The sequence below is a fragment of the Micromonospora sp. NBC_00330 genome (genome assembly GCF_036136635.1).
GTDB lineage: Bacteria > Actinomycetota > Actinomycetes > Mycobacteriales > Micromonosporaceae > Micromonospora > Micromonospora salmantinae.
The window spans coordinates 1,451,410-1,465,358 of the sequence record NZ_CP108012.1; the positions used below are offsets into that span (position 1 = coordinate 1,451,410).

Consider the following 13,949-nt stretch of genomic DNA (forward strand, 5'->3'; position numbering starts at 1 on the left):
GAGTGTGGCTGGCTGAACCTTTCGATGTCAAGGGTGTCCAGGGCCGAGGCCGGCCAGCGCCTCGACGGGTGCGCCACCCGCGGCCTGCGCGTTTGCCCAGCTGATCGCCGCACGGATGGCAAGGTGAGGGCCATGGACAGGAAGCACGTCGAGGATTGGCTTGCCACCTACGAGCGGCTCTGGCGGACCCCGGGCACCGACGCGCTGGTCACGCTCTTCACCGAGGACGCGAGCTATCAGCAGGGGCCGTACTGGACGCCCGTCGTCGGCCTGCCGGCCATCGCCCGGATGTGGGAGAAGCAGCGCAAGGGCCCCGACGAGGTGTTCCAGCTGACCACGGAGATCGTCGCGGTCGACGGTGACACCGCCGTGTCGCGCCAAGAGGTCCGCTACGGCGACCCCGTCGACCAGGAGTACCGCGACCTGTGGATCATGCGGTTCGCCGACGACGGACGGTGCCGCTCATTCGAGGAGTGGCCGTTCTGGCCGGGACAGCAGCCCGCCGACCCGCCCGACGGCTCCTGACCGGAAACGGTTGCGCCGGCGACGCCCCAGCCGCCGGGTAGGAGACCTGACCGACATGACGTCGGACCGGTCGCACTACCTGGCGCGAGCTGGGGCGTCGCCGTGACGACGTCGACCCGTCAGACCGGGGCGGCCGGGCAGCTCGCGCCGACCGGCGGTGTGGTTCTGCTGATGAGGTACCGCTCCACCTGACGACGGGTGCACTCGGTCCGTGGGTAGCTGGCGTGGCCCGACCCCTCGTAGGTGACGAGGTGGCCCCGGCTGCCGAGCTGGCGCACCACCCGCTGAGCCCCGTCGTACGGGGTGGCCGGGTCGTACCGCCCGTTGAGCACCAGCAGCGGCGCGCTCGTCCGGACCCGCAGCTGATGTTGTGGGTTCGTCGCCGTCCAGCCCAGACAGATCGCGCCGAAGCGGACGGCCAACGGGGAAGCCCGCAGGTGCGGTGCCGCAGAGCGGGACAGGTCGAGATATCGGTTCCAGTCGGCGAACCCGTCGATCGGCAGCGACCAGTCCTGGCAGAACGCCGGCAGCGCGTACTCGGTCAGGTCCTCGTCGCCGTCCACCGGCACCATCGGGGACGCGAGTGAGGCGGGCTCGCCCCGCTCCAGCGCGAGCAGCATGGTCGCGAGATCGGCCCAGGTCGCGTCGAAGAAGTTGACGAAGGTCGCGAACCCGAGCTCGAACCAGGTCAGCGTGGCGCCGGTGGTCGCGTCGACAAGCGTGCCAGCATCGGCACGGCGCATCAGTCGGTCGTAGAGCGCCGGCACGTCACGCCCGTGCAGCGCGCAGCCGGAGTTCCGCCCGCACCAGGTCACGAACTCGTGGAACAGCTCCTCGTTACTGGCCGCCCCGCTGCGGAAGTACTCCCTGACCCCCTGGCTGTGGTCCATCACGCTGTCCATGACCAGTGCGCGGACGCGGTCGGGAAACAGTTCCGCGTAGGACTGCCCGATCAGGGTGCCGTAGGACCACTGATAGAAGCTCAGCTGCCGCTCACCGAGTGCGGCCCGGATGGCGTCCGTGTCCCGCGCGACGCTCACGCTGTCCAGGTGGTCGAACAGTGGGCCGCTGTGGGCGCGGCAGTCGTCGCGCAACTGGCGGTTGTAGGTCCGCAGTCGCTCGAACTCCGTCGCGGTGGCGGGTGTCAGGGAGGGGTGCTGGCCCAGCAGCGCCGACGAGCAGCGCACCGGTGCGCTACGGACCGTGCCCCGTGGGTCGAAGCCGACGATGTCGAAGCGGCGCAGCACGTCCGGCCCGAGCTGGCTGGCGGCCGTCAGCGCCACGTCCACCCCGGACAGCCCGGGACCGCCGGGGTTGAAGACCAGGACACCGATGCGGGCGGCCGGGTCGGTGGCGGGACGCCGGGCCAGGGCCAGTGGGAAGGTTTCCCCTCCCGGTCGGGCCCAGTCGACAGGCAGGCGCAGGGTGCCGCAGCGCGTGCCCGGATCGTCGGGCTGTTCCGGGCATGCCTGCCAGTCGATCCGACCGTTCCCACCGCCGGTGGTGTCTGCGGTGGCCGGCCCGGTGCCGCCGGCCGTCGGCGTGGTGCCCGCGAGCGACGGTGGGGCGTTGAGCGACAGGGCGACGAGGACCGCGACGACGGCCGAGAGGTTGCCGAGGAGCCGCCGTCGTCGACGGTCAGCCCCGCGGGGAGGCCGGAAGGTGGTTCTCTTCGTGGTCAACATTCGTCCAGCCTGCCGACGCCCGGTCCACGTCGGATCCATGCCGGTCCGGGGACGGCCGGCGCAGGGCATTCATCGGTACGCCGCCAGCCGCTCGGACAGCACCGCGGCCTGCGGATGACCGACCCGGTCGAGGATCGCCAAGGCCTGCCGCCACAGGTCGACAGAGGTGTCGTGGTCGCCCACCGCCTGATGGGTGTCGCCGAGGCGGACGAGTGTGTCAGCCCTTCCGCACGGGTCCTGGACGTCGGAATAGAGCGTGAGCGCGCGCCGGTAGCAGTCCGCCGCGGTCGGATGTTTCCCGAGGCCGTGATAGGCGAATCCGAGACTGTCCCAGGTGTGGGCCGCGCCGAGCCGGTCCTCGGCCTCCTCGTAGAGCGCGAGCGCCTGCTCGCAGTAGGTGATGGCGCGGGCGTGCTCGTCCAACCGCGCGTGGCTCCAGCCGAGGGCGTTGAGCGCCGCCGCCTCGCCGAGCCGGTCGTCGGTGCTGCTGGCCAGCGCCAGCGCCTGCCTGGCGTGCGGCAGTGCCGCGCCGGCGTCGCCCTCGATGTCGGACAGCCAGGCGAGGTGCAGGTGGGTGCTGGCCTGCCCCGGGCGGTCGCCGGCCTGGTCGTACCGGGCCATCGCGCGCCGGAGGTGATGGTGGGCCGCACCGAACCGGCGGTGCTGGATGTGGGCCAGCGCGAGGTCGCGGTGGGCCAGCGCCTCGGCGCGTGGATCATTGCGGCGGTGCGCGACCGCGACCGCGATGGCCTGCACGGCGGCGAGGTCGTGCCACTGCGAGAGCCGGCCGAGCAGGGGAGTGAGGGCCTGGGCGAGCTGCCCGGCGTGGGCGTCGAAGCTGTGCGCGACAGCGTCGTCGACGGCGGCCAGCAGCACCCGCTGTTCGATGGTGAACCAGGCCAACGCGGCCCGGTGGTCGGGGAACGCCGACGCGTCGGAGGGCAGGGGCGGCGGATCGAGCGGCTGCCAGCCGGGGTCGACCAGCCTCGCCGCGTCCCGAGCGGCAACCAGGTAGTGGTCGAGCACCCGCCTGCGGACGGCGCTACGGTCGGCCGGACTGTCGAGCGCGTGTGTCAGCTCCTCCCCGTAGGCGCGGAGCAGATCGTGACAACGGAAGCGGTTGGGGGACGGCTCGGCCAGCAGGTTCGCTCGGGTCAACTCGTCGAGCGCCGGCCGGATCCTCTGCGGTGGCGCCCCGGCGAGGCTGGCCGCCGCCGCCGCGCTGACGTCCGGGGCGGGGTGCAGGCTGATCTGCCGGAACAGTCGGGCCGCGTCAGCGCTGAGCAATCGGTACGACCAGGAGAGCACGGTGCGCACGTCGGTGGCGGCATCGTCGGTGGCCAGGGCGGCGAGCCCACCCCGGCTCGCCGCCAGATCGTCGGCGATGGCCTGGAGCGCAAACGTGGGCCGGGCGGCGGCTCGCGCGGCCACGATGGACAGGGCCAGTGGCAACCGCGCGGTACGTCTGATCAGCTCGTCCACCGCTGCCGGCTGGGCGGCGGCCCGCTGCGCACCCAGTCGGCGGACGAGTAGTTGGCGCGCTTCGTCGTCGCTGGGCAGGTCCAGCGCGAGGGGGTGGGCGCCATCGGTGGCGACCAGGCCGGGCAGGGTGTGGCGACTCGTCACGAGCACACCGCAGCCTGTCGACCCCGGAAGCAGCGGTCGCACCTGTTCCGCGTCGCGGGCGTTGTCGAGCAGCACGAGCAGCCGCCGGTCCGCGGTCAGGCTGCGGTACAGGGCGAACTGGGCCGCCGGCTCCGCGGGAATCTCCAGGGGTTTCACACCAAGGGCGGGCAGGAGCGAGCGTACGACGACGGCCGAGGGTGACGCCTCCTGCGTCGCGGTGCCGAATCCACCCAGGTCGACGTGGAGCTGCCCGTCGGGGAAGTGACGCAGGTTGTCGTGCGCCCAGCGCAGCGCCAGCCAGCTCTTTCCGACGCCGCCCGTACCGGTGATGACGACGGTGCTGGCTGAGCGGGAGTCACCGAGCAGCAGCGTGGTGAGCCGGGCCAGCTCCTCGGCCCGGCCGGTGAACAACGTCGGTGGGGCCGGTAGCTGCCGGGGCACGATTCGCGGCGGGGTTCTTTCCGGTGGCGGGGGATCGGATGTCAACAGCTCCCGCTCCGCCCGCAGGATGCGAGTGTGCAGGTGTTGGAGATCGGGACCGGGCTCGACGCCCACCTCCTCGGCGAGGAGGCGGCGGAGCTGCCGGTACGTCGCCAGCGCGTCGGCACGCCGACCGGTCCGCGCCAGGGCCACCATCAGTTGCCCCCATGGGCGCTCGCGCAGCGGATCGTCGTCGACCTGGCTCCGCAGCGGTTCGATCAGCTCGTGATGCCGTCCGGCGCGCAGTTGGAGGTCCGCGACCTCTTCCGCCAGGCTCGACCGCTGCTCCTGGAGCCGCGCTCGGACGGAGAGCAACACCCCCCAGCCGGGGAGGCCCGCGAACGGTTCCCCGCGCCAGAGCGCCAACGCGGCCTCGAACGACTCCTGGGCGGCTGACCAGTGACAGTGCCGCAGCGCGGAATACCCGCGCTGGGCCAGGTCGTCGAAGGCCACGCTGTCCACCGTCAGCCCGTCCAGGGCGAGGCGGTAGCCGGTCGGTCCGGCGAGAATGGCGGGGTCGGGGAAGCCCGGAGAACGCAGCGCCCGGCGCAACGCCCAGACGTAGGTCTTCACGTTGCCGGCTGCCGTCTTCGGTGGGCGCCCCTGCCACAGCTCGTCGACGAGTTGGTCGATGGACCACCCGGTGCCGGGCTGCGACATCAGGACGGCCAGGAGGCGCACCTGCATCGGTGTGCCGAGGGCCAGCCGGTCCCCGCAGGCCGAGCGCACCTCGACCGGTCCGAGCATCTGGTACCGGGGCGCCGATGTCGCCCCAGCCCGGTCCATCGCCTCATCGTAGGGGCCCGACCATCCGGCCTCATCGGCTGGACGGCCGCGGCCCGCCCCCGTTTCCTGGTGTGCTCCGTCACGCAGCGGGCATCGTCAGGACGTTGGGGTGCCGCGAGGCGGCTGCTACAGTCGAGATTGTTGCGGCCGCAAATTTATCAGCGGCAACTACTTTGGGAAGGATGCCTCCGATGACCAAGCTCTCCGTCATCTACTACTCGTCCACCGGAACCCTCCACGCCATGGCCAAGCGCCTCGCCGAGGCCGGCGAGAAGGCGGGCGCCGAGGTGCGGCTGCGTCAGGTTCCGGAGCTCGCCCCGGCGGAGGCCATCGCCTCCAACGCCGCCTGGAGCCAGCACTTCGACGCCACGAAGAACGAGCCGAAGGCGACCGCCGACGACGTCGTCTGGGCCGACGCGGTGCTGTTCGGCACGCCCACCCGTTACGGCAACGTCGCCAGCCAGCTCAAGCAGTTCATCGACACCCTCGGCCCGCAGTGGGCGCAGGGGCTGCTCGCCGACAAGGTGTACGCCGGCTTCACCGCCTCCATGACCGCGCACGGCGGCCAGGAGTCGACGCTTCTCGCGCTCTACAACACCGTCCACCACTTCGGCGGTCTGGTCGTCGCCCCGGGTTACACCGACCCGCTGAAGTTCGCCGACGGCAACCCGTACGGCGTCTCGCACGTCACCGGCGGAAGCAACGACGCCCCGCTGGGCGACGCCCAGTTCGCTGCCCTCGACCACATGGCCGAGCGGGTCGTCAAGATCGCCGGGAAGCTCAGCGCCTGAGCGCGCTGGCGCCGTAACGGACGCCCGAGTCGACGCGGGTGCTCTGCTGGGCGAGGGCCGGTCTCCCACGACGGGAGGCCGGCCCTCGGCGTCTCACACCGCGATCGCCGCGACGGCGGCAAGCGGTCGATGCTCGTCGGTGCCGGGTCGCCGGAGGCGTTCGACCTCCCGGAAACCGGCCCGGCCGAGTCGTTCGGAGATCTCGTCGACCGGCCAGCGGTAGGCGGTCAGGACCTTGTGGTCGAAGGCGCCGACCTCCTCGGCGTCGAAGACGCCCAGGACCAACCGCCCGGCCGGGACCAGCGCTCGCCGGAACTCCTTGAGCATGCCGTCGAACTCCGGCGGCGGAAGATGAATCAACGAGTACCAGGCCAGGATGCCGTCGATGGAGTCCTCGGCCACGTCGAGGCGTTCCATCGAACCGAGGTGGAACTCGACGCCCGGATGGGACGCCCGCGCATGCGCGATGAACTCGGGGACCAGGTCGATCCCCATCGCGTCGACGCCCAGCTCTCGAAGGTAGCCGGTGAGGTGGCCAGGCCCGCACCCCAGATCGAGCACCCGGCCGGTCCGGCTGCCCAGGTGTCGTTCGATGAGGGCGAGGTCGTCGGTGTCCACCTGCTGGCTCGTGCCGAACAGCTCGATGTAGAGCTCCGCGACGGACGCGTAAGCCTGCCGTACCGTGTCCGTTTCCATCGCGGCACTATACGGAACGCCGCCCCCGATGCGCTCCATCCCCAGCCCGGCCGGGGCGGAGGAAAGCAGCGGGGGCCGGCATTTGCCAGCTCCAGCTAATGCGGTTAGCCTTAAGCTAATCGCGTTAGCTTCCGTGGAGGGCGTCATGATCGAACACCTGAGCATTGCCGGCAACACCATCGCCTACGAGGTCACCGGGCAGGGCCCACTGGTCGTCCTGGCACACGGCATGGGCGACACCCGGCACTCCTACCGGTTCGTCGCGCCGGCACTGGTCGCGGCCGGATACCAGGTCGCCAACGTCGACATCCGCGGCTGCGGCGACTCCAGCCTCGGCTGGGACGGCTACAGCCGTACCGACATCGCTGGCGACCTCGTCGCCGTCGTGCGCCACCTCGGCGGACCGGCCGTCATCATCGGCCAGTCGATCAGCGGCGGCGCCGCGACCATCGCGGCCGCCACCGCGCCCGAGCTGATCGTCGGCGTCATCGAGCTGGCGCCGTTCACCCGCGCACAGTCCTTCGATCTGGGTGGGCTGGTGCGGGTGAAGCGCTTCCGGGCCGGCTACCTCCAACTGGCGCAGGTCCTGCTGCGGGGCAGCCTGGCGAACTGGAAGAAGTACCTCGACGTGGCGTACCCCACCAAGCCCGCCGACTGGCACAGCGAGCTGGCGCGCATCGACGCCACGATGAGTGAGCCCGGCCGGATGAAGGTCCTCCAGGCAATGGCCAAGACCAGCCCGGCCGACGCCGGTCGGCAACTGCCCAACGTCACCTGCCCGGTCCTGGTGATCCAGGGCGGCGCCGACCCCGACTGGGCCGACCCGCGGGCCGAGGGCGAGCGCATCCTCGCCGACCTGCCGCGTGGGCTCGGCGAGCTGGCAGTCATCGAGGGCGCCGGCCACTATCCGCACGCCCAGACGCCCGACGAGGTCCTCGCCCTGGCCCTGCCCTTCCTCGCCCGGACGCTGACCAGTGCCTAAGGCGCGGCTCACCCCAGCATCGGTCACCGAAGCCGCGGCCGCGCTGGTCGACGAGGTCGGCTTCGACAACCTCAGCATGGGTCTGCTCGCCGAACGGCTCGGGGTCAAGACCCCCTCGCTCTACAAGCACGTCACCAGCCAGGCCGAGCTGGCGCACCGGATCGCCGTCCTGGGCATGACCGAGGCCGGCGATGCCATCCGCGACGCCATTCAGGGCCGGTCCGGCAGCGATGCCCTCGCCGCTGGCGCGCAGGCGATGCGGACGTACGTGCGGGAACACCCCGGCCGGTACGCGGCCGCCAACGCCACCCGCCCGACCGGCCCCGACGACCCGTTCATCCCGGCCAGCGAGCGGGTGCTCGCCTCCTGGGCGGCCATGCTCAACGGGTACGACCTGGACCCCGGCCAGGAGATCCACGCCATGCGGACGCTGCGCAGCGTCCTGCACGGCTTCGCCACCCTGGAGGCGGCCGGTGGCTTCCAGATCGACGCGTCCGTCGACGACAGCTTCACCTGGTTGATCAACTTTATCGATCAGGGCCTTCGCGCCGGCGCTGCCAGCGGCAGCGGACGACCCGCTGATGGCGGCGCTGGTCGGTGAGCTGACGGTGCGCAGTCCGCAGTTCGCGGCGATGTGGGCCGACCGCCGGGGTGAAGGCCGGCGGCGACACCGTCTACCAGATGTGTCACCCGCTGGTCGGTGCGATGGACGTGACACAGCAGACCCTGCGTACCGAGGACGGCCAGACCGTTGTCGTCGCCACCACCGAACCCGGCTCGGCATCTCACGCCGCGATGACGTTGCTCGTGCACGGCGCGGACCTCTTCGCCGACGCGACGGTGCTCCGGGTCGGCTGCACGGATTCGCCCAGCTCCAGGTGGCGGCGCCGTTGTTCCCCTGGACACCAGCGCTGGGCGACTCCATCATCGACCGGATGGCGCTGCTGCGCTGAGCGGACGGCTCAGGCGTACGCGAGCAGGAAGTCGACGGTGCCCGTGCCGCCGGGCTGGCCGGCCGGGACGGGCAGGCCAGGCTCGCTGTTCAGGACGTAGAACCCGCCGCTGCCGATCAGACGGGGCGTCACGGCCAGCATCTGCGCGGCCATGGTCGCCCCGGTCGGTAGCACCACGCTGTCCAGCAGGAGTCGGAAGAGGTTCCCGTTCAGGTTCGCGACGTGCAGCACCCGGTACGAGCGCGGGGCGGGCAGGCCGGTGCTCGTCAGACCCCAGATCGGCACGATCTGGTTGCGCCAGCGCGACGGGTCGTTGCTGATCGCGCCGTCGTGGTTGTTGAGCTGCGTCTGTATCCCTGAGTGGATCCCGGCCAGGTGGATGTGCAACTGGTCCTGCATCCGGATCGTCGGGTCGGCCGAGTTGACGCCCAGCCCGATGTGCGGGTAGACGACGTGCCCCGGCTGCCCCGGCTGCGCGTTGTTCCACGCCTCCAGCCAGTAGTTCGGCGCGTTGGCGGTGGTGATGAACGGGCACTCGATGCCGCTGATCCGGCAACTGGGTACGAGCAGGAAGTCGTGGTTCGACCCGGATCCTCCATTGAGGATGACGTACGTGGGAGTCGTGCGCAGACACTGGGGGAACGGTGGGCCGGTTTTCGTGCCCTCGCAGACCTGGACCCGGTCCCACAGGTCGTATCTGCCACCGGTGTCGGTGGGGTGGCCGCACAGGGCCGAGGGTGTGGGGCACGCCCCGACGCCCGGGCCGCCGGGGGTCGATGGGGAGGGTTCGGGGGTCGGGCCGCCGTCGGCCAGCGCCCGGTCCGCGCCGGCCAGACCCAGCAGTCCCGTGGCGCCGGCGGTCCCGGAGAGTCTGACGAACTGACGTCGTGGCATTCCGCCCATCGTCATCCTCCGTGGTTGCCGTGCCGAGGCGAACATGAACGTGTCGAGATTAGGTCGAAAACGGGCATTCGATGCGTCGCCCGGCGAACGGGTCGCCTGATCGTGTCGCCGTCGTGCGACGATTCCCGGCGTGGCAGAGACTGCGGCGACGTTGACCGAGATCCGTGCTCGGATCGACGAGCTGGATAGGGAAATGGTCGGGCTGCTCGCCCGACGGGAGGCGCTGGTCCGGCAGGCCGCCCCGCTCAAGAGCGACGCTCAGGCGGTCCGTGCGCCGGACCGGGTGGCGCAGGTGGTGGCCCGGGTCCGCACGTTGGCCGGCGAGGCCGGCGCCGACCCGGATCTGATCGAACAGATCTACCGGGGCATGATCCAGGCCTTCATCGACATGGAGACCGACGAGCACCACCGCATCACCGACGGCTCGGCGCCGAGAACGCGGTAATCGCCCGGGACGTGCGCGTTCAGGTAGCGGAGCGGCTCTCGCCGTCCGGGGTCGCCAAGACGGGCGGCGCGTAGCCGAGCTCGTACGAGATCTTGTTGGCGGTCTCCAGGAGCAGCGGAAGGTTGCTCTTGAGCTGGTCGAGGCTTGCGATGACCTCGATCGCCGTGATCGAGGCGGCGGCGATGACCTGTCCCCGCGAATCCCTGATCGGTGCGGCCACGCACATCACGTACGCGTCGTGCTCGCCGTTGTCCACGGCCCAGCCGCAGTCGTGGATGCGGGCAAGTTCGGCTTCCAGGGCGTCGTTGTCGGTGAAGGTGGTGTCGGTGAACTTCTCGAAGACGACGTGGGAGAGCAGTCGGTCGCGTTCCTGCCGGGGGAGGTAGGCCAGGATCGTCTTGCCCACGGCGCTCGCGTAGATGGACACGGCGCGTCCCACCCGCGAGGGCAGCTTGACGGCGTCGAACGCCGGACTGTCCACCTTGTCGATATAGATGATCTCGTCGCCGGTCAGTTGCGCCAGGTGTACGGTGTGGCCGGTCGCGCGTTGCAGCGCACGCAGGTGCGCGGCTGCGGGCTGGCGGAGGTCCATCGAGCCGAGCGCGAGCTCGGACAGCTCGATCAGGCCGCTGCCGAGCACGTAGGTGCCCGCGCCGGTGCGGCGGACGAAGCGCGCGGACTCCAGTGTCTGCAGGATGCGCAGGGCTGTGGACTTGTGGACGCCGAGCACGTCCGCAGCCTCCGTAAGGGACAGCGGGTGCTCCGCGGATCGACGGATGAGGTCGATCGCGCGGCGGATTGATTGCGCCAAGGCTGTGTCTCCCCTCGCGCGACGGACAGCACCGTCGCAGTCATTGCACATTATGCAATATAGATGACGCGATGCGCAATCGCCACTTGACACCGTTGCACATGGCGCTACGATCGTTGCAATTTAATCGGTTCGGTGCCAACACGTAACAGTGGAGTAACGATGGGTAATAAGCGCGCTCATTTCGGCATCGCCAGGGCGACATGTGCCCTCGGCCTGGTCGCCACCCTCCTGACCGGTTGCGGCTCGGACGGCGACTCCGGCGACGGCGTCACCAAACTGACCTTCGCCGCCTCGACCTTCGGCGACCCGGGCCGCGGGCCGCTGTTGACGAAGTGGCTCGACGAGTTCAACCAGAGCCAGACCAAGGTCCAGGTGTCCGCCGCCGCGGTGCCGTACCCGACCTTCGGCCAGACCGTGCTCACGCAGATGGGCAGCGGCAAGGGCCCCGACCTGATTCGTTTCGACATGCCCGAGTTCGAGGCGGCCTCGGACGCCGGCCTCGTCGCGCCGCTGGACAAGGTGATCGACGCCGGCAAGTACGACCTGCTCAAGCAGCCGGACCAGTTCATGGTCCACGACGGTGTCCGGCACGGCGTCATCTTCGAAGCGTCGAACTACGCGATGTTCTACAACGCGGAGCTGATCCCGACGCCGCCGACCACCTACGAGCAGTTCAGCTCCACCGCGAAGTCGCTGACCAAGGGCGACGTCTTCGGCCTGGCGTTCCGTCAGACGGAGGCCGAGGAGGCCGGTGTCTGGCAGGACATCTTCAACTACGTGTACGGCTTCGGCGGCGCGTGGTCCGACGGCAAGAACCTGACGATCAACTCGCCGGAGAACCTCAAGGGCCTGCAGGCGTTCAAGGACCTGTACGACGCGAACGTGATCCCGCGCGGAGCGGACGCGGCCACCTTCCGGCGGATGTTCGCCGAGGGCAAGGTCGGGATGGAGCTCAACAACGGCGGCTACGTGACCGCCACCCGCGGCCAGAACGCGAAGCTGAACTTCAACGTCGCGCCCATCCCGTTCCCGGTCCGCAAGCAGGGCGCCATCCTCGCACCGATCGTGATCAACGAGGCGAGTGAGGGCAAGGACGAGGCCGGCACCTTCATCAAGTGGGCGCTGGAGCCGCAGAACCAGGTCAAGCTGCAGGAGATCCTCGGCGCGAGCAGCGTGGCCACCACCACGCAGCGCAGCGCGGAGGCGCTCAAGGCGACCCCGTTCCTCCCCGTCTTCGACGGACTCACCGAGACCAGCCTGCCGCAGATCGTGCTGGGGTTCGAGGCCAAGACGCCGGACATCCGCAAGGTGGTCGTGCAGAACGTGGTCGCGGCACTGCAGGGCAAGGCCGACCTCACGTCGGCACTGGATCGCGCCCAGCAGCAGGCGAGCGAACTGGTCCGCTGACCGCTCGACACGGCGACGCTGCCGGCGCAACGATCCGTGCGCCGGCAGCGTCCTTCCCCAGAAGGATCGAACCCGATGACTGTGGTCGAGCAGACCGGAGCACCGAAGACAACAACCCCAGGCCGGCCCCGGCGTCGGCCCAGCCCGCTGGGCAGCAAGTGGACGCCGTACCTGTTCCTGGGACCCGCCGCCCTGTTCATCCTCGTCTTCCAGGCGGTACCCCTCGTTCAGGAGGTGTACCTCAGCTTCACCAGGACGAGGCTGCTCAACCCCACGCGCAGCGAGTGGGTCGGGCTCGACAACTTCAGCCGGATCTTCGGTGACCCCGAGTTCCACCGCACCCTGCTGATCACCGTCGTCTACGTGATCACCTGTGTGGTCGTCGCGATCGGCGCCGGCCTCGCCGTCGCGCTCCTGCTCAACAAGAAGTTTCGCGGCCGGGGCGTGGCACGGGCGCTGGTGACCGTCCCCTGGGCCGCTCCGGGCATCGCGGTCGCGCTCATCGCCACCTGGATGCTCAACGCGCAGTACGGCATCGTGAACCGCTTCCTCGACGCGGTCGGGCTCGGCGTCCCTGGTGGCGCGATCCTGGACAGCTCGCGCTACGCGCTCCCGGCGGTGCTCGCCACGACCATCTGGCAGCTGTTCCCGTTCACCTCAGTGGTGCTGCTCTCCGCCCTGCAGTCCGTTCCGCAGGACCTCAACGAGGCCGCGACAGTGGACGGCGCCGGACGATGGGCCACCTTCCGCGCGGTCACCTGGCAGGTCATCAAGCCGACAGTGGGCCTGCTGGCCCTGCTGATGACGATCTGGTCGCTGCGGCGGTTCGAGCTGATCTGGCTGATGACCAAGGGCGGACCGGTCGGTGCCACCGAGACGCTCGTCATCGACCTCTACTCGCAGGCGTTCGACTCGAAGGAACTCGGATCGGCGGCGGCCATCGGAATGGTCGGCGTCGTCATCTCGCTCATCGTCATCATCGGCAGCCGCCTGGTCGCCCGTGCCGTGGAGAAGGGGGACGTCCGATGAGACGCTTCCGATTCGGTGTCACCGCACGGATCGTCGCCGTGCTCGTCGTGCTGGGTGTCGCGGTGTTCCCGCTGTACTGGATGTTCGTCACGGCACTGTCCAGCAACAGCGACCTCTTCGCCGACAAGCCCCGGCTCACGCCCGACCTCGGCCAGTTCGGGGTCTTCGTGGACGCGCTCGCCGAGGGCAAGGCGGCCGGGTGGCTGCTCAACAGCCTGATCATCGCCGTCGGCACGATGGTTCTCTCCGTCGGCCTGGGCATCCCGCTCGGCTACGCGCTGTCCCGGTTCTCGTTCTGGGGCAAGGCCGTGCTGACCGTCGTGCTGCTGTTCACGCAGATGCTTCCCGAGGCGCTCATGGTCGTCCCGCTGTTCGCGCTGTTCCGCCGCTTCGAACTGCTCGACTCGCTGACCGGCCTCGTCCTGGTGAACTCCGCCTTCGTCCTGCCGATCGTCGCGCTGATCCTCAAGGGCGCCATCGACGGAATCCCGAAGGAGCTGGAGGAGGCCGCGCGCGCCGACGGCGCCCGGCCCTTCACCACCCTGACCCGCATCAACGTGCCGCTCATCGCGCCGTCGATCGCGGCCACCGCGGTCATCGCCTTCTTCCACGCCTGGAACGAGTACGTGTTCGCGGTGACGTTCATCTTCAACCCCGATCTGCAACCGGCCTCCGTCGGCATCGCGAACTTCATCGGCGAACTGGGTACACCGATCCAGACGGTGATGGCTGTCGCCTTCCTGTTCACGCTGCCCGCCGTCGCCTTCTACCTGTTGGTGCAGAAGTACGTGGTGTCCGGCATGACCGCCGGTGCGGTGAAGGGTTGA

The 13,949-nt window shown here is 70.0% G+C and carries 13 protein-coding genes and 1 pseudogene; 9 read left to right on the forward strand and 5 right to left on the reverse strand.

Translation table 11 applies throughout. The annotated features are described in order from the left end of the window. The first annotated feature begins 132 nt into the window (after positions 1-132). Positions 133-525, forward strand: coding sequence for a YybH family protein (locus OG598_RS06415; RefSeq protein WP_328653500.1), 393 nt, complete (start codon positions 133-135; stop codon positions 523-525). A gap of 119 nt (positions 526-644) precedes the next feature. On the opposite strand, the gene OG598_RS06420 is transcribed toward OG598_RS06415, so the two are convergent. Next, positions 645-2,210: an alpha/beta hydrolase gene (locus OG598_RS06420; RefSeq protein ID WP_328653501.1), complete on the reverse strand. Its 1,566-nt coding sequence runs from the start codon at positions 2,208-2,210 to the stop codon at positions 645-647. A gap of 69 nt (positions 2,211-2,279) precedes the next feature. After that, a complete protein-coding gene (locus tag OG598_RS06425; protein WP_328653502.1) occupies positions 2,280-5,102 on the reverse strand; it encodes an AfsR/SARP family transcriptional regulator in 2,823 nt (940 codons plus the stop codon). Between the two features lie 182 nt (positions 5,103-5,284). On the opposite strand from OG598_RS06425, the gene wrbA reads away from it, so the two are divergent. Continuing rightward, complete coding sequence (gene wrbA, locus OG598_RS06430; RefSeq protein ID WP_091399821.1) at positions 5,285-5,893, forward strand: NAD(P)H:quinone oxidoreductase; 609 nt, start codon at positions 5,285-5,287, stop codon at positions 5,891-5,893. 93 nt (positions 5,894-5,986) lie between these two features. On the opposite strand, the gene OG598_RS06435 is transcribed toward wrbA, so the two are convergent. After that, on the reverse strand, positions 5,987-6,589 hold the full coding sequence (locus OG598_RS06435; RefSeq protein ID WP_328653503.1) for a class I SAM-dependent methyltransferase: 603 nt from the start codon (positions 6,587-6,589) through the stop codon (positions 5,987-5,989). A 145-nt stretch (positions 6,590-6,734) separates the two neighbouring features. Between OG598_RS06435 and OG598_RS06440 the strand changes: the two genes are divergently transcribed. From OG598_RS06440 to OG598_RS33530, 3 genes and pseudogenes are all read left to right on the forward strand, one after another. After that, complete coding sequence (locus OG598_RS06440; RefSeq protein WP_328653504.1) at positions 6,735-7,571, forward strand: alpha/beta fold hydrolase; 837 nt, start codon at positions 6,735-6,737, stop codon at positions 7,569-7,571. Then, positions 7,564-8,085, forward strand: a pseudogene (locus OG598_RS06445) (TetR/AcrR family transcriptional regulator); the annotation flags it as partial. The gene OG598_RS06440 and the pseudogene OG598_RS06445, both read left to right, overlap by 8 nt. A 191-nt stretch (positions 8,086-8,276) precedes the next feature. Then, on the forward strand, positions 8,277-8,624 hold the full coding sequence (locus tag OG598_RS33530; protein WP_442931494.1) for a hypothetical protein: 348 nt from the start codon (positions 8,277-8,279) through the stop codon (positions 8,622-8,624). Here OG598_RS33530 and OG598_RS06450 read toward each other — a convergent pair. Next, a complete protein-coding gene (locus tag OG598_RS06450; RefSeq protein ID WP_328653506.1) occupies positions 8,534-9,418 on the reverse strand; it encodes a CDP-diacylglycerol diphosphatase in 885 nt (294 codons plus the stop codon). The genes OG598_RS33530 and OG598_RS06450 overlap by 91 nt on opposite strands. Before the next feature lie 139 nt (positions 9,419-9,557). Here OG598_RS06450 and OG598_RS06455 point away from each other — a divergent pair, with 139 nt between their 5' ends. Next, the gene (locus OG598_RS06455) at positions 9,558-9,872 is read left to right on the forward strand and encodes a chorismate mutase (RefSeq protein WP_328653507.1); all 315 of its coding nucleotides are present in this window, start codon (positions 9,558-9,560) and stop codon (positions 9,870-9,872) included. Positions 9,873-9,891: 19 nt separating this feature from the next. On the opposite strand, the gene OG598_RS06460 is transcribed toward OG598_RS06455, so the two are convergent. Continuing rightward, positions 9,892-10,683, reverse strand: coding sequence for an IclR family transcriptional regulator (locus OG598_RS06460; protein ID WP_328653508.1), 792 nt, complete (start codon positions 10,681-10,683; stop codon positions 9,892-9,894). Positions 10,684-10,818: 135 nt separating this feature from the next. On the opposite strand from OG598_RS06460, the gene OG598_RS06465 reads away from it, so the two are divergent. The 3 genes from OG598_RS06465 (at position 10,819) to OG598_RS06475 (ending at position 13,949) form a co-directional block, all read left to right on the forward strand. After that, positions 10,819-12,093 carry an ABC transporter substrate-binding protein gene (locus tag OG598_RS06465; protein ID WP_328653509.1) on the forward strand — a complete coding sequence of 425 codons (1,275 nt, stop codon included), beginning with the start codon at positions 10,819-10,821 and terminating at the stop codon, positions 12,091-12,093. A gap of 75 nt (positions 12,094-12,168) precedes the next feature. After that, positions 12,169-13,122, forward strand: coding sequence for a carbohydrate ABC transporter permease (locus tag OG598_RS06470; RefSeq protein ID WP_328653510.1), 954 nt, complete (start codon positions 12,169-12,171; stop codon positions 13,120-13,122). Continuing rightward, complete coding sequence (locus OG598_RS06475) at positions 13,119-13,949, forward strand: carbohydrate ABC transporter permease (protein ID WP_145794216.1); 831 nt, start codon at positions 13,119-13,121, stop codon at positions 13,947-13,949. Before OG598_RS06470 ends, OG598_RS06475 begins: the two co-directional genes overlap by 4 nt.

Excerpts from the sequence above, each read along its gene's own strand:
- OG598_RS06420 (WP_328653501.1), bottom strand. The coding sequence starts at position 2,210 with ATGTTGACCACGAAGAGAACCACCTTCCGGCCTCCCCGCGGGGCTGAC.
- OG598_RS06415 (WP_328653500.1), top strand. The coding sequence starts at position 133 with ATGGACAGGAAGCACGTCGAGGATTGGCTTGCCACCTACGAGCGGCTC.
- OG598_RS06470 (WP_328653510.1), top strand. The coding sequence starts at position 12,169 with ATGACTGTGGTCGAGCAGACCGGAGCACCGAAGACAACAACCCCAGGC.
- OG598_RS06425 (WP_328653502.1), bottom strand. The coding sequence starts at position 5,102 with ATGGACCGGGCTGGGGCGACATCGGCGCCCCGGTACCAGATGCTCGGA.
- OG598_RS06475 (WP_145794216.1), top strand. The coding sequence starts at position 13,119 with ATGAGACGCTTCCGATTCGGTGTCACCGCACGGATCGTCGCCGTGCTC.
- OG598_RS33530 (WP_442931494.1), top strand. The coding sequence starts at position 8,277 with ATGGACGTGACACAGCAGACCCTGCGTACCGAGGACGGCCAGACCGTT.
- wrbA (WP_091399821.1), top strand. The coding sequence starts at position 5,285 with ATGCCTCCGATGACCAAGCTCTCCGTCATCTACTACTCGTCCACCGGA.
- OG598_RS06435 (WP_328653503.1), bottom strand. The coding sequence starts at position 6,589 with ATGGAAACGGACACGGTACGGCAGGCTTACGCGTCCGTCGCGGAGCTC.
- OG598_RS06450 (WP_328653506.1), bottom strand. The coding sequence starts at position 9,418 with ATGCCACGACGTCAGTTCGTCAGACTCTCCGGGACCGCCGGCGCCACG.
- OG598_RS06440 (WP_328653504.1), top strand. The coding sequence starts at position 6,735 with ATGATCGAACACCTGAGCATTGCCGGCAACACCATCGCCTACGAGGTC.